Raw genomic sequence first — 19641 nt, 5'->3', positions numbered from 1 at the left:
TATTTTTCTATCAAGCATCAACCATGGACACAGCAGACTCCATGTCCACTGCAACGATACGTGAAACGCCTTGCTCTTGCATGGTCACGCCAATGAGTTGCTCGGCCATTTCCATAGCAATCTTGTTGTGCGAGATGAAAAGGAATTGGGTTTCTTTGGACATGCTCGACACCAGCTTGGCATAGCGCTCGGTGTTGGCATCGTCTAGTGGCGCGTCCACTTCGTCCAGCAAACAGAAAGGAGCTGGGTTGAGTTGGAAAATCGCAAACACCAAGGCAATTGCGGTCAGCGCTTTTTCGCCGCCGGAGAGCAAGTGAATGGTTTGGTTTTTCTTGCCAGGCGGCTGGGCCAGCACTTGCACGCCAGCATCCAAAATTTCGTCGCCGGTCATGACCAGCTTGGCATTGCCGCCACCGAAGAGCTCGGGGAACATGCGGCCAAAGTGTTCGTTGACAATCTTGAAGGTGCCGCCCAAGAGCTCGCGGGTTTCGCCGTCGATCTTGCGAATGGCGTCTTCCAGCGTGTTCATCGCGTCGGTCAAATCTTTGGTTTGCGCGTCCAAGAACAGCTTGCGTTCGCTGGCACTGGCCAGCTCTTCCAAGGCGGCCAAGTTGACAGCGCCCAAGGCTGTAATCTCGCGGTGCAAGCGGTCAATCTCGCTTTGCAAACCACCCAAGCGCACGTTGTTGGCGAGGATGGAGGCGGATACGGCTTCGAGGTCGGCCTCGGCGTCGGCCAGCAATTGGCTGTATTGCTCCAAGCCCAGTCGAGCGGCTTGCTCTTTGAGTTGGAAGTCGGTGATGCGTTGGCGCAAAGGCTCTAGCTCACGCTCCAGCTGCAAGCGGCGTTCGTCGCTGGCACGCAGTTTGGTGGTGAGGTCGTCGTACTCGCTGCGCTTGGCGGCCAAGGCGGCTTCGCGCTCCATCTTGATGTTCAAGGCGTTTTGCAAACCAGCTTGGGCCGCAGCATCGGTCAAACGTGTGAGGTCTTCTTGCACACGCGCTTCTTCGATAGACACCGAAGCGGCTTGTTGCGTGGCGGTGTCGATGATGCGTTTGAGTTCGGCTTCGCGGGTGGCCAAGCTGCGTTGGGCAAACTGGGCTTCTTGGGCTTGACGCTCCAAGCTGCGTTGTTGCTCTCGGCTGTCGTTCAAACGGCGCTCGGCGTTGATGACGGCTTCGTCCAGCTGGGCGTGGCGCTCTTGGCTGTCGGCCAATTGCATGTCCAGCTCTTCAAAGCGGGCTTCTGCGGTGGCGCGGCGTTCTTGCAAGTCGGCCAATTGGGCTTCGACTTCAGACAAATCACCACTGATTTGCTCGCTGCGCGCGCGTGTTTGCTCGGCCAATTGGCTCAGGCGCAAGGTTTCCACTTGCAGCTCGTGGGCTGTGGCTTGTGCAGCGGTGGCTTCAGCACGGATGCTGACCAAGCGCTGTGATGACTCGCTGTAAGCCGCCTCAGCACGCACCAAGGTGTTGCGGGCTTCATCGGCGATGAAGGCTTGGGCCTTGCTGCTCTTGTCGAGATTTTCAATTTCTTGAGCGCGGGCCAGCAAGCCCGACTGCGCGTTGTCTTGCGCGTAAAAGCTCACGCTGTGTGCGCTGATGGCGTGGCCGCTGGGCACATAAATCACTTGGCCGGGTTGCAAGCTGCTGCGCTTGGCCAAGGCTTCGTCGAGGTTAGGTGCTGTGAAGCAGCCGTTGAGCCAGTCGGTCAACAGGGTTTTTTGGCCTGCATCGTTGAGGCGCAACAGGTCCGACAAACGCGGTAACGCGCTCTGAGCGTCGGGCGCTGCAGCACTAGGTGCGGTGTAGAAAGCCAGCTTGGTGGGCGGCACATCCGTTTGGAAGGCGCGCACGATGTCTAAACGAGATACTTCGAGCGACGCCATGCGCTCGCGCAAAGCAGCTTCGAGCGCGTTTTCCCAGCCGGCTTCGATGTGGATGCGGCTCCACAAGGCTTGCAAACCGTCCAAGCCGTGCTTGGCCAACCAAGGCTTGAGCTTGTCGTCGGTCTGCACTTTTTCTTGCAGGGCTTTGAGGGCTTCCAAACGCGCCGACAAATCGGCTTGCTTGGCTTGCTCGTCGTTCACAGCCTGTTGTGCCGTGCGGCGGGCTTCATCCAGCACGGGCACATTGGCTTGCAGCTCTTCCAGTTGCGCAGCCGTAACTTCGGCGTGGGCTTGCGCCTCTTGCAACTGTTCTTTGAGGTTGTTCAGACGCACTTCATCGGGTGCGGCCAAAGCGTTTTTGTCAGCGCTCAAACGCTCTTGGCGGGCGTTGAGGTTGCGGCTTTGCTCTTCGATGTTGCGCTGGTCTGCAGCCAACACCTGAATTTGTTGCTGCACTTGAGCCACGCTGCCGCGTTGCTCGTTGCTGCGCTGTTGGGCGATGCGCAAGGCTTCTTCCAACTCGGGCAGTTGCATGGCCTGCTCTTCCACTTGCGCGGCGAGCATGACGGCTTTTTCTTCACCGTCCATGGCCATGGAGGCCAGGTTTTCAATCTCTTGTTGTGCTGTTTCGGACTGTGACGCCCAATGCGCAGTTTGTTCTTTGATTTGAATCAGGCGGGCTTCGGCGCGTTGGCGGCCTTCCACCACAAAGCGAATCTCGGCTTCTAAACGGCCCACTTCGGCGCTGGCTTCGTACAACGAGCCTTGCGCTTGGTTCACTTGATCGCCCGCTGCGTAATGGGCTTGGCGCACGGTTTCTAGGTCGGCTTCGATGTGGCGCAAATCGGCAATACGGGACTCTAGGTCGTTCACCGCTTTGTCGGCTTGGGTTTTGATGCCCACTTGGTCGGCTTCGGCCTCGGCACGGCGTAAGAACCACAGCTGGTGCTGCTTCAAGGTCACATCGGCGTTGAGCGCGTGGTAGCGCTGAGCCACTTCGGCTTGCTTCTCGAGCTTCTCCAAGTTGGCGTTCAGCTCGCGCAAGATGTCTTCCACGCGGGTCAAGTTCTCGCGGGTATCGCTCAGGCGGTTTTCGGTTTCGCGGCGACGCTCTTTGTATTTGGAAACACCCGCAGCCTCTTCCAAGAACAAACGCAGTTCTTCGGGCTTGGATTCAATGATGCGGCTGATGGTGCCCTGACCAATGATGGCGTAGGCGCGTGGGCCAAGGCCTGTGCCCAAGAACACGTCTTGCACGTCACGGCGACGCACAGGTTGGTTGTTGATGTAGTAGCTAGAGCCCCCATCACGGGTCAGCACACGCTTGACCGCGATTTCTGGGAACTGGCTCCATTGGCCGCCTGCACGGTGGTCGGCGTTGTCAAAGACCAGCTCCACGCTGGAGCGGCTGGCCGCTTTACGGGTGGTCGTGCCATTGAAAATCACGTCTTGCATGGACTCGCCACGCAGCTCGGAGGCTTTGGACTCGCCCAGCACCCAGCGCACGGCATCCATGATGTTGGATTTGCCGCAACCGTTGGGGCCTACTACGCCGACCAATTGGCCGGGCAATAAGAAATTGGTGGGTTCCGCAAAGGACTTGAAACCCGATAATTTGATTGAATTCAGACGCACTGAAAAGCCTCTCTAGACACAGCCTGAATCATAAAGCGCTGAGGCACGCGCGAACTTCGACCAGCAAGGTCTCCAAACTAGGTACTAATGCAGTAAAGACGGGACCTGTCACGTCCAGCGGCTTCTCGCGGCTGGTTTGGTACAGGTCAGTCATGGCTTGGGCCAAAGACTCCGCAGCAAACAAAGGCATGAAGCCTTTCAGGGCATGCAACGAATGCTCCACCTTCAAGGCGTCACCAGATGCCAAACCGGCTTGGATGATGGCCATTTCTTGGACCAAGCTTTGCTCAAATGTCACCACCAGCTCGCGCAATTGGTCGGCCTCGAAGGCAAATTCTTTGGCACGGGTCAGGTCAAGCAAGGGAGATATAGACATAAGGTTCAGATTGATCACAGAGCGCGGGGATAATAGCAGCCATGAACCCCCTTCTTTCGAGTCTGCAGCCCTATCCTTTTGAGCGGCTGAAGCAACTTTTCTCCACCGTCACACCCAACCCCGCGTATGCGCCCATCAGCCTAGGCATTGGCGAGCCACGCCATGCCACGCCGCAGTTGGTGTTGGATGCTTTGGCCAAAGCCACCGCCCAGTTGGCTGCGTATCCTGCCACCGCTGGTTTGCCAGCGCTGCGCGAGTCGTGCGTGAACTGGATGCAGCGCCGCTATGGCTTGAAGCTCGACGCCGCCACGCAAGTGCTCCCCGTCAACGGCTCACGCGAGGCCTTGTTTGCCTTTGCCCAAACAGTGATTGACCCCACGCGTGACGCAGTGGTGGTTTGCCCCAACCCGTTCTACCAAATCTACGAAGGCGCTGCACTGTTGGCAGGTGCCCAAACCTATTACGCACCCAGCGACCCTGCGCTGAACTTCAACGTCAACTGGGACAGCGTGCCTGCCGAGGTCTGGGCCAAAACCCAACTCTTGTTTGTGTGCTCACCCGGCAACCCCACGGGCGCTGTGATGCCCATGAGCGACTGGGAAAAGCTGTTTGCTTTGAGCGACAAATACGGCTTTGTGATTGCCAGCGACGAGTGCTACAGCGAAATCTATTTCCGCGAAGAAGCGCCTTTGGGTGGCCTAGAAGCAGCTACCAAACTCGGCCGCACCGACTTTAAGAACCTGGTGGCCTTCACCAGCTTGTCTAAGCGCAGCAATGTGCCGGGCATGCGCAGCGGTTTTGTGGCGGGCGACGCCAACATCCTGAAGCAGTTCTTGCTGTACCGCACCTACCACGGCTCAGCCATGAGCGGCATGGTGCAAGCCGCCAGCATTGCTGCGTGGGACGACGAAGCCCATGTGGTGGACAACCGTGAGCAATACCGCCAAAAGTTTGCGGCCGTCACCCCACTGCTTGAAGCGGTGATGGATGTGCGCTTGCCTGACGCTGGTTTTTACCTGTGGGCAGCTGTACCAGGTGGTGACGACGTAGCCTTCGCCCGCGACTTGCTGGCTCAATACAATGTGACGGTGCTGCCGGGCAGCTACTTGGCGCGTGAGGCCCAAGGCTTTAACCCAGGCGCCGGTCGAATTCGCATGGCTTTGGTGGCTGAAACCGCCGAATGCTTAGAAGCCGCGCAACGTATCGTGGCGTTTATCAAAAACACCCATTCCTGATTCCATTCTTAATTTCAACGTAGAGAAGACAACCATGACTCAACACCAACTCCAACACGTCATCGACAACGCTTGGGACAACCGCGCCAACATCAGCGCGACCGACGCCTCCAAAGAAGTTCGCGATGCCGTCGATCACGTGATTGCCGAATTGAACGCTGGCCGCTTGCGCGTCGCCACCCGTGAAGGCGTGGGTCAATGGACCGTGCACCAATGGTTGAAGAAAGCTGTGTTGTTGTCCTTCCGTTTGAACGACAACCGCGTCATGAAGTCTGGCGACTTGGCTTTCTACGACAAAGTGGACACCAAGTTTGCCCACCTGAGCGAAGAAGAAATGAAAGCCGCTGGCGTGCGCGTGGTGCCTCCAGCTGTGGCGCGTCGCGGTAGCTTTGTGGCTGCGGGTGCGATTTTGATGCCCTCTTACGTGAACATCGGCGCTTATGTGGACAGCGGCACCATGGTCGACACATGGGCCACCGTGGGCTCATGCGCACAAATCGGCAAGAACGTGCACTTGTCTGGCGGCGTGGGCATTGGTGGCGTGTTGGAGCCATTGCAAGCCAACCCCACCATCATTGAAGACAACTGCTTCATCGGCGCACGCTCTGAGGTGGTGGAAGGCGTCATCATCGAAGAAAACTCTGTGCTTGGCATGGGCGTGTTCATCGGTCAATCGACCCCCATCTTCGACCGCGCCACCGGCGAAATCAGCTACGGCCGCGTGGCTTCTGGCTCCGTGGTGGTGGCTGGCAACATTCCTAAAGTCGCTGCCAACGGCGCGCCATACAGCATGTACGCCGCCATCGTGGTCAAACGCGTGGACGCACAAACCCGCTCGAAGACCAGCATCAACGACTTGCTGCGCGACTGATCTTTTTAAAAGCACGTTTCGATGTCTCGCACACTCCAGCTCACCGAGCAACTCATCTCGCGCCCTTCGGTCACACCCGAGGACGCGGGCTGTTTGGACATCATCACCGCAAGGCTTGCGCCCATCGGTTTTGAGTGCGAACGCATCGACAGCGGGCCAGACACATTTCGCGTGAGCAACCTCTGGGCTGTCAAACGCAGCACACAGGCAGCAGCCAAAACACTGGTGTTTGCAGGCCACACCGATGTGGTGCCCACCGGCCCTATCGACCAATGGACCAGCGACCCCTTCACCCCCACCCACCGCGACGGCAAATTGTTTGGCCGCGGTGCCAGCGACATGAAAGCGTCGTTGGCAGCGATGGTGGTGGCCTGTGAAGAGTTTGCAGCCACTCAAGCGGATGCCAACATCAACATCGCCTTCTTGCTCACCAGCGACGAAGAAGGCCCAGCGTTAGACGGCACCGTCAAAGTGTGCGAAACCTTGAAAGCCCGCGGCGAAAAGCTCGACTGGTGCATCGTGGGCGAACCCACCTCGGTGGAACGCACGGGCGACATGATCAAGAACGGCCGACGCGGCACGATGAGCGGCAAGCTCATAGTCAAAGGCGTGCAAGGCCACATTGCCTATCCGCAACTCGCCAAAAACCCCATCCATTTGCTCAGCCCTGCATTGGCAGAGTTGGTGGCGATTGAATGGGACAAAGGCAACGACTTCTTCCCACCCACCAGCTGGCAAGTGAGCAACATCCACGCGGGAACAGGCGCGAGCAACGTGATCCCGGGCGAATGCGTGGTCGACTTCAACTTCCGCTTCTGCACTGAATCCACGCCAGAGCAACTGCAACAGCGCCTGACCGCGGTGCTGCACAAACACAGCTTAGAGTTCGACCTCAAGTGGACCATCGGCGGCCTGCCCTTCCTCACCACACCTGGTGATTTGGTAGGAGCCGTGCAACGCGCCATCCACGACGAAACCGGAATTGACACCGAGCTGTCCACCACGGGTGGCACGAGCGACGGGCGCTTCATTGCGCAAGTTTGCCCACAAGTCATTGAGCTTGGCCCACCCAATGCCACCATCCACAAAATCAACGAGTTTGTGGCCGTGGCTGATTTGGATCCCCTGAAAAACATTTATCGCCGTGTGCTGGAACAGCTGCACGGCTTGGCCTCACAGGCCAACACGTCCGCACAATGAACCCATCCATAACACTCAGCGCGCTCATTGCACAGAGCGCGCAGCAGCTTGACGCTGCCCACACCGCAGGCAACTTGAGCTTTGGTCATGGCACCACCAACGCCGCCGACGAAGCCGCATGGCTGGTGCTGTGGAAGCTGGGTTTGCCGCTCGACACCGATGTGTCAGATGAAGCGCACAACCTTGAACTGCCCGCCACCCAAGTGGCCAGCGTGCAAGCCTTCATTGAGCACCGCATTGCCAGCCGCAAACCTGCGGCTTACCTCACGCAAGAAGCGTGGTTGCAAGGCGTGTCGTTCTACATCGACGAACGCGCCATCGTGCCGCGTTCGCTCATTGCCGAAGTCTTGGCCGAAGGCAGCATTGACCCCTGGCTAGACCCCAACACCACGCGCGTGCTTGACCTGTGCACGGGCAACGGCAGCCTGGGCATCTTGGCTGCGCTCGCTTTTCCAGACATCACGGTGCAGGGTTTGGACTTGTCCAAAGACGCTCTGGCTGTGGCCCACATCAACATCGAGCGTCACGGCCTTGCAGGTCGCATGACACTCGCTGAATCGGATGGTTTGGCCCAAGCCGATGGTGTGTTTGACCTCATCTTGTGCAACCCACCTTATGTGAACGCACAAAGCATGTCCGAACTTCCTGCTGAATTCAAAGCCGAGCCCGCGCTCGCTTTGGCCGGTGGCGATGACGGCATGGACTTTATTCGCCAAATGCTGCGCGACGCCCCAGTACACATGAGCGAGCACGCGGTTTTGGTTTTAGAAATTGGCCACGAACGCGATTACTTTGAAGCAGCCTTCTCCAACATAGATGTCGTGTGGCTATCGACCAGTGCTGGTGACGACCAGGTCTTACTCCTCACACGCCAGGCGATTGTCGAAGGCGCAAATAACAAATGATCACGATTAAAAATGTCACCTTGCGCCGCAGTGCCAAGGTGTTGCTCGAAGGCGCCACCGTCACCTTGAACCCGGGTGAAAAAGTAGGCTTGGTGGGCCGCAACGGCGCAGGTAAATCATCGCTGTTTGCTTTGCTCAACGGCAACTTGCAAGAGGACTCGGGCGAGTTCTACATCCCCACGCAATGGCGCATGGGCCAAGTGGCCCAAGACATGCCCGAGACCGAGCAAAGCGCCACCGAGTTCGTGATTGAAGGCGACACCGTGTTGAACGATGCACGCGCCGAAGTGGCCGCCGCAGAAACCACCGACGACGGCGAGCGTTTGGGCAACGCCTACATGGCGCTGTACGACGCGGGCGAGCACGATGCGCAGTCCCGCGCACAAGCGCTCATCTTGGGTCTGGGCTTTAAAACCACCGAGCTCGACAACCCTGTGAACAGCTTCTCCGGTGGTTGGCGTATGCGCTTGCAATTGGCGCGTGCGCTGATGTGCCCGTCTGATTTGCTGCTGCTGGACGAACCCACCAACCACTTGGACTTGGACGCTTTGGTGTGGCTCGAAGCTTGGCTCAAACGCTACGAAGGCACGATGGTGGTCATCAGCCATGACCGCGAATTTTTGGATGCGGTGACCAACGTCACCCTGCACATCGACGCGGGCAAGCTGGTGCGCTACGGCGGCAACTACAGCAAGTTTGAAGACATGCGTGCCGAGCAAATGGAGCTGCAACAAAACGCATTCTCCAAACAGCAAGACAAGATTGCGCATTTGCAAAAGTTCATTGCACGCTTCAAGGCCAAGGCCAGCAAAGCCAAGCAAGCGCAAAGCCGCGTCAAGGCTTTGGACCGCATGGAAAAAATTGCGCCGTTGTTGGCCGATGCCGACTTCAGCTTCGAGTTCAAAGAACCTGCCAACTTGCCCAACCCCATGCTGAGCATGCAAGGCGTGAGCGTGGGCTACCCCGCCCCTGCCGACGCGCCTGCGGGCACGCCACCCACCGTCATCGTGCAAAACGTCAGCCGCTCGGTGTTAGCGGGCCAGCGCATTGGCATCTTGGGTGCCAACGGCCAAGGTAAATCCACGCTGGTCAAAACCATCGCGCGTGATTTGCAAGCCATTGGCGGCGAAGTGACCGAAGGCAAAGGCCTGAACATCGGCTACTTTGCGCAGCAAGAACTCGACGTGTTACACCCCGCAGACAACCCGCTCGACCACATGATTGCGTTGGCGAAAAAACTCACCATCGACGGCAAGCTGGCCGGCCAAGCCACACGCGAGCAAGACTTGCGCAGCTTCTTAGGCCAGTTCAACTTTGGCGGCGACATGGTCAAGCAAGCCGTAGGCAGCATGAGCGGTGGTGAAAAAGCCCGCTTGGTGCTGTGCATGTTGGTGTGGCAACGCCCCAACCTCTTGCTGATGGACGAGCCTACCAACCACTTGGACTTGGCCACACGCGAAGCGCTGAGCATGGCGCTGAACGAGTTTGAAGGCACCGTGATGCTGGTCAGCCATGACCGTGCGTTGTTGCGTGCGGTGTGTGACGAGTTCTGGATGGTGTCACGCGGTGGCGTCGAGCCGTTTGACGGCGACTTGGACGACTACCAACGCTACCTGCTGGACGAGGGCAAACGCTTGCGTGCCGAAGCTGTGGCCGCGGCCAACGCAGCGGCGCTCAAGCCTGCTGTTGTTGCGCCTGTGGCTGAAGTTGTTCGCAAAGAAGACGCTCAGCTGCGCAAAGAGATCAACGAGAAAAAACGCCCGTTGAAAAAAGAGATGGATGGCGTCGAGAAATCAATGGCTGCGCTCGAGTCTGAGAAAAACGCGTTGCACGACAAACTCGCCACGCCCCTGCCTCCTGCTGACATTGCAGAAGCAGGTAAACGCCTCAAAGCTGTGGAAGACGAGTTGGCCGAGCTAGAAGTGCGTTGGTTGGAACTGACCGAAGCGATGGATGCGATTGAGTCAGCAATGGCTTAAACAAAGCGCGCACTGAACTGCGCGCTGCACCAAATGATGGCGGGGAACGCACACAGCCACGCCCAAAAAAATCGGTTCAAACCAAAGAACCAAAACACCAAGAAGTGAAAGAACGCCGCCACGGTGCAAAACACGGCAGCGAGTCGTGGGTCAAGCAAACTGAAGGGAAACAAAATTTCCCACACGATGAAGCCCCACGAACCCAGCAAAGCCAGCCACTTGTTACGCAGCGGGTGTGTGGCTGATAACGGTCCGTAAATGGCCCCATTCAAAAAGATGGTCATGGCCGAGCCGTTGCGCCATTCAGGGCGCAGCAGCTTCACCGCACCCGACATGAAGTACGAGGTGATGGCCTGAATGGCGATGTACCAGAAGCCTGCTTGCCAGCCCAGCTCTGCATTACCCAACGCGCCCACCACTTGCGAGATGAGCAATCCCGTGAGCACCACCAAGGTCATGAAGTCGCTGCCGCCGTTGAACGCGCCGCGCCAACGGATGAGGATGAGCAAATTGCCCACAAACAAAAAGCCAATCAACGGCAACGAAGCGCCCTGCACTGCCAACAACACAGCGGCACACAAGCGCAGCAACAAATGCAGCTGGTGCATGCGCGGCTTGAACAGCACATCCAACAACGCACGCACAGGCGCGTTAGGAATATCTGCCCGTTGCAAGGGCCAAGACCAAAACGCATCGTCAGCGGTGTACTTGCCCATGCGCAAATACTCCAGCGTTTGAACGGCCAAGCTCCACGCAAACACCAGCTCGGTGGCGCGAATCGCCATCAAGGTGGGCGCTTCGACCAAAGCTTCTATCCAAGCTTGAATGAAAGTCGCCATCAACATGTGGCCACCTCCACAGGCGAGGTCATCATCACTTGCGTGTCCACGTTGTCACTTCGGCCATCTAACACCATGCGCAGTTCAAACTGGCGATGCGTGAAGTTCACATCATGCGCGCGCAGCACTTGATCGACTAAGCGCTGCATCATCTTGTAGCTCACCAAACTGCGTGGGTCCTCGCCCTCGGGCAAGTCATGCAAGTCGGCCCAAAAGTGGTCCACCATGTTTTGCTGGGCTAGTCCAATGTTGGTGTCGGGGTTGTGCACCAAGTGGCTCAAGCGGCGCAAGTGGCGTGGGTAAATCAGCACCCAGCCTGACCATGGCATCTCGCCCGAAGCCAGCTGCACGGCAGAGCGTGCATACAGATGCGGCACATAGCCCACCGCATGAAAGAACTTCCAATTCGGAAAAAACGCGCGCAACAAAAACAGCCACGGCCCTTTGATGATGGGGGTCTTGATGACAAGCGTGGCCACCAATATCACGAAATACAAAACGAACAGAGCTTCGGTCATAGCGCGAAATTCTAGGGGACCAAGAACGCGCTTTATTGCCCTGGCGGCTTTTCGTTGATCATCACCACGGACTCTGTGTTTGCCACAGAAATTCTGATCTGAATTGGGAACGCACCTGCCGGAACTTCATTGGCAGTGAACGTTTTGTTAGCCGCGTCGTAGCGCAACCAGTTGGGCAGTGGCTTGCCATCCATTTGTGACATCTTCACAGGCGCATCGGACGTGTGGCCCGCCACGGCGTGAGGATCCAGCGCAAAGCTAAAGCTCTTGCCGGGTGAAGCGGCCTCTGGAGACACCTGCACTTGAATCACACCGGTTTGGGATGTGCTCGGTACACGGTTGACCACCACGGACACCGTGCTGCTGCCTGTGCTGCCTGCCACGCGCAGCGGTGCATTCACCACATCACCACCTGCGCGTACGCTTGCCACCGTGCTGACCACGGTGGTTTCAGCGCGCACCATCAGCACGCCTGAGTTCACCGCATTCATCAACTGTGGGTGGTTGATCATGATGATCCCACCCTTGAAGTACAGCGCACCCAGCCACAAGTTTTTGGGGTTGAACAGGTCAATCTTGGCATTGCCCGCATCAAAGTCCACGTCTTTGCCAGCTTTCAACGGGCCCGATTGGATGATGTCAAATCCCCCGCTCTTGGCGATGAGCTTGCCGGTGTAAACCGAGTTCGTGCCCAAGTCCAACTGGCCTTGGCTTTGTAAATCGGTGGTCAAGCCCACACTCACCTCGCCCATGCTCAAGGGACCGCTGGCCGTGAGTTTCAAGGCTTGCGGCGTGCTGGCCGACACGCGGTCACCAAAACTGTTGGCGGCATCGGTCAGCGTGATGTTGCCTGCAGGCGTAGCCAAGTTACTCGTGCCCGCAACGACCAAGGGGCCTATTTGGGTGATGTCACCCGTCGCCACAGTCGCTGCCAAATTGCCAGTCACGGTACTGGCGCCCAAAGCGAGCGCGGTGTTGGTGTTGAGGGTGGCGTTCATCGCACTCACCGTCACGGTTTGCGTCAAGGTATTGGCTTGGTCTAGCGTCACGTCGCCTTGAGTGGCGGACAAGGCGCTGGTGCCCGCCACGCTCAGAGGGGCGGTTTGCGTGATGTTGCCAGTGGCGGCTGTCACCTGTGCATTGCCTGTGATGGTGCTGGGGCCCAAGATCAAGTTGTTGCTGCCGACCAACTGCACATCGTTGGCCTGCAAACTGATGACGCCACCAAACTGGTTAGGCACATTGGGCAAGGTCACATTGCCTGTGCCTGCATTGATGTTGGTGGCACCCGTCACGCGCAAGGCTGCATTGGGGGTGCTGTTGGTAGGCGCTTGTTGCACCACGTCACCACCGTTGGTTTGCACGTTCAAGCTACCGCCCACATTGGCAGAGCCCAAGTCCACTTGCTGGCCATCGGTGGTCGCTGTCAGGCTACCTGTCACAGTGGCTTGGCCAAACGACACCGTGCCTTGGGTGCTGCTCATGTTCAAGCTACCCGTGATGTTGGCACCGCCCAAATTCATGTCATCACGGCTGACCAAGGTCAAATCCCCTCCCGTGATGAAGGCCGAGCCTAGGTCAATCGAGCCACTGGGCGCGCGCAACACCATGGGGCCTGTGTTGTTCACACGGGCCAATTGCAAATCGCCGCTGGTCGCGACCGAGGTGGAGGTGCCTTGCAAGGCCAGCGTGCCACCAAAACTATTCAAGGCATTGAGCAAGGTGATGGTGCCTGTGCCTGTAGTGACCGAGGTATTGCCCGTCACCACCATTTGCCCTGTTTGTGACACGCTGCCGCCACCAGTTTGCACCGTCACATCGCCCGTCACCGTCGCGGCACCCAAAGACAACGCGCCGCCCACGCCTAAGCTATCGCGTGTGTCCACACTCACGCTGCCCGAGGTGGAGATGCTGCTGGTGGTCAGCGCTGCGCCTTGCGTGGCCAAACTCACCGAGCCACCGCTTTGCAACGGCGCCAACGACAGCGGTGCAGTGACCTTCACTGCCACATTGCGCCATGAGCCGTTGTTCGTTTCGTTGAGCGTGAGCAAGCCGGTCAAGCGGTTGTCTGTGCTGCTCAGTGCTGCGTCTTGCTGGGTGCCTGTGTCTGCCGTGAATGTGCTGGTGCCGCCCACCCACACATGGGTGCTTGTTTGTTGCGTCACACCCGTCGCCTGGGTGGTCACGTGCAAGTTGCCGCCAATCTCGATATCTGCCAACGCCAGTGCAGTGGCCGTCTTCAAATTCAAATCGAAGGACGATGCACCATCTGCAATGCTCACAAAGTGCAAGGTATCAGCGCCCGACGTCAGCGTGGTGTGGCTGAGCAAGCGCATCGCGTCGTTGTAGGTTTGTACCCCAGAAGTGGTCACCTCCCCGGCATCCATCGCCACAGAGCCTGGGGCGTCTGTGGTCAAGCGGGTCAATGCGTTGCCAGCACCCACCGCACCACTGAAGCGCGTCACCCCTGCCGTGTTGAGGGTCAAGCCGTACGCCCCATTCAGGGTGCTGCCAAAGCTGATGTCACCCGAAGCCGTGCTGGTCAAGGTGGTGTTGGCACCCAACACCATCGCTTCGCCATAGTTTTGTGCGCCTGTGGTCGTCACGCTGCCGCCGCTCATCAGCACGCGGCCAGCGGTGGATGCGTCAGTGGTCAAGCTCGTCAAAGCGTGCGTGGCGCCCACGGTGTCGAGGAACGTGGTGTCGCCACGGGTGTTGATGGTCAAGGCATAAGCACCATCCACAGCACCTACAAATTTCACCCCACCCGCTCCAGCGGTCAGCACTGTGTCACGCATCAATGTGGTGGCCCCGCCGTAGCTTTGCGCGCCCGAGGTGCTGATGGTGCCTGCGTTCAACACGGCTGCGCCCACCAAGCTCACATCACCTGCGCTCACTACGGCATCGTTGAACGTCACCACACTGCCAGTGAACGTGGTGCTGCGCTGCAAGCTCACAATTTCGTTGAAGGTCTGAGCACCGGTGGTGCGTACCGTGGCCGCGTCGATCAACACCATGCCACCCGCATTGGTGGTCAGGCGGGTCAACGCTGTACCCGCTCCGATGTCACCACCAAAACTGGTGGTGCCTGTGGTGTTGACAGTCAAATCAAAGCCACCATCCACAGTGCTCAAGAAGGTCACGAGTGCAGCATCTGCATCCAACACCGTGTTCTTCAACAAGGTCACCGCACCGTCGTAACTTTGTGCGCCATGCGTGGTCACGGTGGCGCCGTTGAGTGTGGTGGCACCCACCACATTCAAACTGCCTGTGCCTGTGACCGCATCGTCAAATCGGATGGCAGAACCCGTGAGCGTGGTGTTGCCACTCAGGGTCACCAGCTCTGCGTAGCGTTGTGCGCCTGTGGTGGTCACACGGCCCCCTTGAATCACCACGGTGCCGCCTGTGTTGGTGGTCACGCTGGCGGCGTCCATGGTGTTGACGAAAGTCGTTGCCCCTGTGGTGTTCACAGCAACTGCACCCATCGGACCGTTGTTTGTGCCCACGGCATCGCCCACTGCGCCAGTGAAGGTCACAGCGCCGCTGCCTGCATTCACGGTCAAGGCTTCAGCTGCTGCCGTGTTGTTGCTGAGCTTGCCACCCAACATCACAGCGGCGTTGCTGGTGTTCAAAGCTGTGGCGCGTGCCGCTGCGTTGTCCAGCAGCACATCGTCGTTGTAGGTTTGGGCGCCGCTGGTGGTCACTCGACCGCCTTTGATGACCACAGTGCCGCCTGTGTTGGTGGTCACGCTCGCAGCGTCCACGGTGTCAACGAAGGTGGTTGCACCTGTGGTGTTCACAGCGATGGCACCCATCGGACCGTTGTTTGTGCCCACGGCATCACCCACAGCGCCAGTGAAGGTCACAGCACCGCTGCCTGCATTCACTGTCAGGGCTTCAGCGTTTGCTGTGTTGTTGTTCAACTTGCCACCGAACATCACAGCAGCGTTGGTGGTGTTCAAAACTGTGGCGCGTGCCGCTGCGTTATCCAGCAACACATCGTCGTTGTAGGTTTGGGCGCCGCTCGTGGTGATGCGTCCACCTTTGATTACGACTGTGCCACCTTGGTTGGTCGTCACGCTAGCGGCGTCCACTGTGTTGACGAAGGTGGTGGCACCTGAGGTGTTCACGACAACTGCGCCCACGGGGCCATTGTTGGTAGCCACAGCATCGCCCACTGCGCCAGTGAAGGTCACAGCGCCGTTGCCGCTGTTGATGGTGAGTGCTTCAGCGGCTGCTGTGTTGTTGCTGAGCTTGGCACCCAACAACACAGCGGCGTTGGTGGTGTTCAAAACTGTGGCGCGTGCAGCAGCGTTGTCCAGCAACACATCGTCGTTGTAGGTTTGTGCGCCGCTGGTCGTGATGCGACCGCCTTTGATGACCACGGTGCCGCCCGTGTTGGTGGTCACGCTGGCGGCGTCCACGGTGTCAACGAAGGTCGTGGCACCTGTGGTGTTCACAGCCAATGCACCCATCGGACCGTTGTTTGTACCCACGGCATCACCCACAGCGCCAGTGAAGGTCACGGCACCGCTGCCTGTGTTCACGGTCAAGGCTTCAGCGTTTGCTGTGTTGTTGCTGAGCTTGCCACCCAACAACACAGCGGCGTTGCTGGTGTTCAAGGCTGTGGCGCGTGCCGCTGCGTTGTCCAGCAACACATCGTCGTTGTAGGTTTGGGCGCCGCTGGTCGTGATGCGACCGCCTTTGATAACCACAGTACCGCCTGTGTTGGTGGTCACGCTGGCGGCGTCCACGGTGTCAACGAAGGTGGTTGCACCTGTGGTGTTCACAGCGATGGCACCCATCGGACCGTTGTTTGTGCCTACGGCATCGCCCACAGCGCCTGTGAAGGTCACGGCACCGCTGCCTGTGTTCACGGTCAGGGCTTCAGCGTTTGCTGTGTTGTTGCTCAGCTTGCCACCGAACAGCACAGCGGCGTTGCTGGTGTTCAAGGCTGTGGCGCGTGCCGCTGCGTTGTCCAGCAACACATCGTCGTTGTAGGTTTGGGCGCCGCTGGTCGTGATGCGACCGCCTTTGATAACCACAGTGCCGCCTGTGTTGGTGGTCACGCTGGCAGCGTCCATGGTGTTGACGAAGGTGGTTGCACCTGTGGTGTTCACAGCGATGGCACCCATCGGACCGTTGTTTGTGCCTACGGCATCGCCCACAGCGCCGGTGAAGGTCACGGCACCACTGCCTGCATTCACGTTCAGGGCTTCAGCGTTTGCTGTGTTGTTGCTGAGCTTGCCACCCAACAACACAGCGGCGTTGCTGGTGTTGAGTGTTGTTGTACGTGCAGCAGCGTTGTCCAGCAACACATCGTCGTTGTAGGTTTGTGCGCCGCTGGTGGTCACTCGACCGCCTTTGATGACCACAGTGCCGCCTGTGTTGGTGGTCACGCTGGCGGCGTCCACGGTGTTGACGAAGGTGGTTGCACCTGTGGTGTTCACAGCCAATGCACCCATCGGACCGTTGCTTGTGCCTACGGCATCACCCACAGCGCCAGTGAAGGTCACAGCGCCGTTGCCGCTGTTGATGGTGAGTGCTTCAGCCGCTGCTGTGTTGTTGCTGAGCTTGCCACCCAACATCACAGCGGCGTTGCTGGTGTTCAAGACTGTGGCACGTGCCGCTGCGTTGTCCAGCAGCACGTCGTCGTTGTAGGTTTGGGCGCCGCTCGTGGTGATGCGTCCACCTTTGATTACGACTGTGCCACCTTGGTTGGTCGTCACGCTAGCGGCGTCCACGGTATCAACGAAGGTGGTTGCACCTGTGGTGTTCACAGCCAATGCACCCATCGGACCGTTGTTTGTGCCTACGGCATCACCCACTGCGCCAGTGAAGGTCACGGCACCGTTGCCTGCATTCACGGTCAAGGCTTCAGCGTTTGCTGTGTTGTTGCTCAGCTTGCCACCCAACAACACAGCGGCGTTGCTGGTGTTCAAAGCTGTGGCGCGTACCGCTGCGTTGTCCAGCAACACATCGTCGTTGTAGGTTTGTGCGCCGCTCGTGGTGATGCGTCCACCTTTGATGACCACGGTGCCGCCTGTGTTGGTGGTGATGCTGCTAAGTGCCGCACCGTCACCCACAGCGCTGCCCAAGGTTGTGACGCCTGTGCTGTTGAGCACCAAGCTGTAAGCACCATCCACCGTGCCGCCCAACGTGATGAGGCCGCTGCCTGCGTTGAAACTGGTGTTGTCAGTCAGCGTCACAGGCGCAGTGCCCAACACGATGGCTGCGTTGGTTGTGTTCACAGTACCCGCTGCTTGAACAGCAGCAGGTGCAGTAGCGGTCAAGCCACCGGCAAATGTCAGCGTGTCACCTGCAGCATTGCCCAACACCAAGTTGCCTGTGTTCAAGAACGTCGTAGCTGTGTTGGCGGCACTCACGTTTGTGGCTGCACCCAGCAACTCAAGGTGGTAACCGTTGGGTGTGGTGGTCAGCACAGGCGTGATCAAGTTGTCTGCAAAGCGAATGGTTTGGCCAGCCACGGTGTCACTCAACAGCACGCTGGTGCCAGTGGTCACAGCGCTGTTGAAGGTGGCGCCATTGCTATTGGTCAACGTCAAGGTTTTGAGTGAGGTGGTTTGTCCCACCGCACCTGTCACGCTCACAGCGCCGGTGGTGCCTGCATTCAAGCTGAGCGATTCGGTGTTGGCTGTGGTGCCGTTGACCGCGCCACCCAAGGTCAAGCTGCCGCCTGCGGTGTGGAGGGCCACATCCGCTGTGAGCGTGAGCGCGGTGTTGCTATCACCCAAGCTCATCGCTGCGTTGGTCGTGTTCACAGTGCCCGCTGCTTGAACAGCCGCAGGTGCAGTAGCGGTCAAGCCACCGGCAAATGTCAGCGTGTCACCTGCAGCGTTGCCCAACACCAAATTGCCTGTGTTCAAGAACGTCGTGGCTGTGTTGGCTGCACTCACGTGTGTGGCTGCACCCAGCAACTCAAGGTGGTAACCGTTGGCTGTGGTGGTCAGCACAGGCGTGCTCAAGTTGTCGGCAAAGCGAATGGTTTGGCCAGCCACGGTGTCACTCAACACCACGCTGGTGCCTGTGGTCACAGCGCTGTTGAAGGTCGCACCATTGCTGTTGGTCATGGTCAAGGTTTTGAGTGAGGTGGTTTGTCCCACCGCACCTGTCACGCTCACAGCGCCAGTGGTGCCTGCATTCAAGCTGAGCGATTCGGTGTTGGCTGTGGTGCCGTTGACCGCGCCACCCAAGGTCAAGCTGCCGCCTGCGGTGTGGAGGGCCACATCCGCTGTGAGCGTGAGCGCGGTGTTGCTATCGCCCAAGCTCATCGCTGCGTTGGTTGTGTTCACAGTACCCGCTGCTTGAACAGCAGCAGGTGCAGTAGCGGTCAAGCCACCGGCAAATGTCAGCGTGTCACCTGCAGCATTGCCCAACACCAAGTTGCCTGTGTTCAAGAACGTCGTAGCTGTGTTGGCGGCACTCACGTTTGTGGCTGCACCCAGCAACTCAAGGTGGTAACCGTTGGCTGTGGAGGTCAACACAGGCGTGCTCAAGTTGTCGGCAAAGCGAATGGTTTGGCCAGTCACGGTGTCACTCAACACCACGCTGGTGCCTGTGGTCACAGCGCTGTTGAAGGTGGCGCCATTGCTGTTGGTCAACGTCAAAGTGCTCAACGGCGCTGTGTTGCCAATCGCACTGCTGACCAGTACAACGCCATTCGTGCCCGCGTTGATCGTCACCGCTTGCGCGTTGTTGGTGCTGCCATTGAGCGTCTTGGCAAACGTGATGTTGGCCCCTGCTGCCAAGGCACCGTTGTTGGTGGTGTCAAACGTGGTGCTGGCCGCTGTGACCACTGCATCGTCGGCGATGTAAATCGAGTTAGGGCTGCTGGTGCGCACCAAGCCACCGCTGAACGTGCTGCTACCAGCGGCGTCTGTTTCAAAGTGCGCAGGTGCCGTGACAGAGCCAATGGCACCGGTGTACGTGGTGTTGCCGCTGTCAGCCACCACCACGCGTGAGGTGCCATCCAAGGTGCTGCCAAATGTCATGCCCACGCCGGTGAAGGTGGTGTTGGTCGTCGCAGCACCACCCACGGTCACGCTGCCGTTGTAGGTTTGGGTGTGGCTGCCAGCGTTGACGCTGCCGCCGTTCACCACGGTGGCGCCGTTCACTGTCAAATCACCTGCGGCGGTCACACCCTTGCTGAAAGTGACAGTGCTGGCAGTCAAAGC

Annotated in this window: 10 protein-coding genes (1 of these 10 only partly in view); 5 read left to right on the top strand and 5 right to left on the bottom strand. The window is 58.6% G+C overall.

The window, feature by feature from the left end; all coding sequences use genetic code 11:
• Positions 1-10: 10 nt before the first annotated feature.
• Both smc and C5F52_RS05875 read right to left on the bottom strand, forming a co-directional pair.
• Positions 11-3523, bottom strand: coding sequence for a chromosome segregation protein SMC (smc, locus tag C5F52_RS05880; protein WP_104797404.1), 3513 nt, complete (start codon positions 3521-3523; stop codon positions 11-13).
• A gap of 28 nt (positions 3524-3551) precedes the next feature.
• Positions 3552-3899 carry an Hpt domain-containing protein gene (locus C5F52_RS05875; RefSeq protein WP_146100045.1) on the bottom strand — a complete coding sequence of 116 codons (348 nt, stop codon included), beginning with the start codon at positions 3897-3899 and terminating at the stop codon, positions 3552-3554.
• A gap of 41 nt (positions 3900-3940) precedes the next feature.
• Here C5F52_RS05875 and dapC point away from each other — a divergent pair, with 41 nt between their 5' ends.
• The 5 genes from dapC to C5F52_RS05850 are packed head-to-tail and all read left to right on the top strand — an operon-like array spanning position 3941 to position 10089.
• Positions 3941-5134, top strand: a complete 1194-nt coding sequence (gene dapC, locus C5F52_RS05870; protein ID WP_104797402.1) for a succinyldiaminopimelate transaminase — start codon at positions 3941-3943, stop codon at positions 5132-5134.
• Positions 5135-5168: 34 nt separating this feature from the next.
• A complete protein-coding gene (dapD, locus tag C5F52_RS05865) occupies positions 5169-6005 on the top strand; it encodes a 2,3,4,5-tetrahydropyridine-2,6-dicarboxylate N-succinyltransferase (RefSeq protein ID WP_104797401.1) in 837 nt (278 codons plus the stop codon).
• Positions 6006-6026: 21 nt separating this feature from the next.
• Complete coding sequence (gene dapE / locus C5F52_RS05860) at positions 6027-7205, top strand: succinyl-diaminopimelate desuccinylase (protein WP_104797400.1); 1179 nt, start codon at positions 6027-6029, stop codon at positions 7203-7205.
• A complete protein-coding gene (gene prmB / locus C5F52_RS05855) occupies positions 7202-8110 on the top strand; it encodes a 50S ribosomal protein L3 N(5)-glutamine methyltransferase (protein ID WP_104797399.1) in 909 nt (302 codons plus the stop codon). Before dapE ends, prmB begins: the two co-directional genes overlap by 4 nt.
• Complete coding sequence (locus C5F52_RS05850) at positions 8107-10089, top strand: ABC-F family ATP-binding cassette domain-containing protein (RefSeq protein ID WP_104797398.1); 1983 nt, start codon at positions 8107-8109, stop codon at positions 10087-10089. The genes prmB and C5F52_RS05850 overlap by 4 nt, the downstream gene beginning before the upstream one ends.
• Here the strand turns inward: C5F52_RS05850 and C5F52_RS05845 are convergent.
• The 3 genes in view from C5F52_RS05845 to C5F52_RS05835 are tightly spaced (at most 32 nt apart) and all read right to left on the bottom strand, a layout consistent with a single transcriptional unit that may run on beyond the window.
• Positions 10086-10934: a hypothetical protein gene (locus C5F52_RS05845; RefSeq protein ID WP_236657746.1), complete on the bottom strand. Its 849-nt coding sequence runs from the start codon at positions 10932-10934 to the stop codon at positions 10086-10088. The two genes, C5F52_RS05850 and C5F52_RS05845, sit on opposite strands and share 4 nt — an antisense overlap.
• Complete coding sequence (locus tag C5F52_RS05840; RefSeq protein WP_104797397.1) at positions 10928-11446, bottom strand: hypothetical protein; 519 nt, start codon at positions 11444-11446, stop codon at positions 10928-10930. The genes C5F52_RS05845 and C5F52_RS05840 overlap by 7 nt, the downstream gene beginning before the upstream one ends.
• A 32-nt stretch (positions 11447-11478) precedes the next feature.
• Positions 11479-19641: the 3' end of a YDG domain-containing protein gene (locus C5F52_RS05835; RefSeq protein ID WP_104797396.1), read on the bottom strand. It continues 24441 nt past the right edge of the window; 8163 of the gene's 32604 nt are visible here — the last part of the coding sequence; its start codon lies beyond the right edge, outside the window — the gene reads right to left on this strand; its stop codon occupies positions 11479-11481.

This window comes from Limnohabitans sp. TS-CS-82, from assembly GCF_002943475.1.
The sequence above is the reverse complement of the archived record's forward strand: the minus strand, read 5'-3'. Positions and strand labels throughout refer to the sequence as shown.

Excerpts from the sequence above, each read along its gene's own strand:
- C5F52_RS05875 (WP_146100045.1), bottom strand. The coding sequence starts at position 3,899 with ATGTCTATATCTCCCTTGCTTGACCTGACCCGTGCCAAAGAATTTGCC.
- dapC (WP_104797402.1), top strand. The coding sequence starts at position 3,941 with ATGAACCCCCTTCTTTCGAGTCTGCAGCCCTATCCTTTTGAGCGGCTG.
- dapD (WP_104797401.1), top strand. The coding sequence starts at position 5,169 with ATGACTCAACACCAACTCCAACACGTCATCGACAACGCTTGGGACAAC.
- dapE (WP_104797400.1), top strand. The coding sequence starts at position 6,027 with ATGTCTCGCACACTCCAGCTCACCGAGCAACTCATCTCGCGCCCTTCG.
- prmB (WP_104797399.1), top strand. The coding sequence starts at position 7,202 with ATGAACCCATCCATAACACTCAGCGCGCTCATTGCACAGAGCGCGCAG.
- C5F52_RS05850 (WP_104797398.1), top strand. The coding sequence starts at position 8,107 with ATGATCACGATTAAAAATGTCACCTTGCGCCGCAGTGCCAAGGTGTTG.
- C5F52_RS05845 (WP_236657746.1), bottom strand. The coding sequence starts at position 10,934 with ATGTTGATGGCGACTTTCATTCAAGCTTGGATAGAAGCTTTGGTCGAA.
- C5F52_RS05840 (WP_104797397.1), bottom strand. The coding sequence starts at position 11,446 with ATGACCGAAGCTCTGTTCGTTTTGTATTTCGTGATATTGGTGGCCACG.